General features: G+C 59.0%; 6 tRNA genes. All 6 read right to left on the reverse strand.

The features are described from left to right. Position 1: 1 nt before the first annotated feature. A tRNA-Asp gene (locus F1002_RS20850) sits at positions 2 to 75 on the reverse strand. Between the two features lie 27 nt (positions 76 to 102). After that, a tRNA-Glu gene (locus F1002_RS20855) sits at positions 103 to 178 on the reverse strand. Positions 179 to 202: 24 nt separating this feature from the next. Then, positions 203 to 278: transfer RNA gene (locus tag F1002_RS20860), tRNA-Ala, on the reverse strand. A 70-nt stretch (positions 279 to 348) separates the two neighbouring features. Continuing rightward, positions 349 to 425 (reverse strand) — tRNA-Asp (locus F1002_RS20865). A gap of 27 nt (positions 426 to 452) precedes the next feature. Continuing rightward, positions 453 to 528 (reverse strand) — tRNA-Glu (locus F1002_RS20870). 23 nt (positions 529 to 551) lie between these two features. Further along, positions 552 to 627 (reverse strand) — tRNA-Ala (locus tag F1002_RS20875).

Below are 627 nucleotides of genomic sequence, written 5' to 3' on the forward strand. Positions count from 1 at the left end.
GCGGAGTGGACGGGACTCGAACCCGCGACCCCCGGCGTGACAGGCCGGTATTCTAACCGACTGAACTACCACTCCGCACTTTAACCTGCACTACCAAATTCTTGGCGTCCCCATGGGGATTCGAACCCCAGTTACCGCCGTGAAAGGGCGGTGTCCTAGGCCTCTAGACGATGGGGACCCGGACATGTGTAGTCTGGTCGCTTGGTGGAGGTAAGCGGGATCGAACCGCTGACCTCTTGCATGCCATGCAAGCGCTCTCCCAGCTGAGCTATACCCCCACGAGGAGACAGCCAAACTACGTTTTGGTCTTTCGACCCGGAAAGCAGCTTTCGCTGCAAACCGTAGAACTGGCGGAGTGGACGGGACTCGAACCCGCGACCCCCGGCGTGACAGGCCGGTATTCTAACCGACTGAACTACCACTCCGCACTTTAACCTTCACTGCCAAATTCTTGGCGTCCCCATGGGGATTCGAACCCCAGTTACCGCCGTGAAAGGGCGGTGTCCTAGGCCTCTAGACGATGGGGACCCGGACTTTTTCTTTCGCGCTTTTGGTGGAGGTAAGCGGGATCGAACCGCTGACCTCTTGCATGCCATGCAAGCGCTCTCCCAGCTGAGCTATACCCCC

The organism is Dechloromonas sp. CZR5 (genome assembly GCF_008711155.1).
Classification (GTDB): domain Bacteria; phylum Pseudomonadota; class Gammaproteobacteria; order Burkholderiales; family Rhodocyclaceae; genus Azonexus.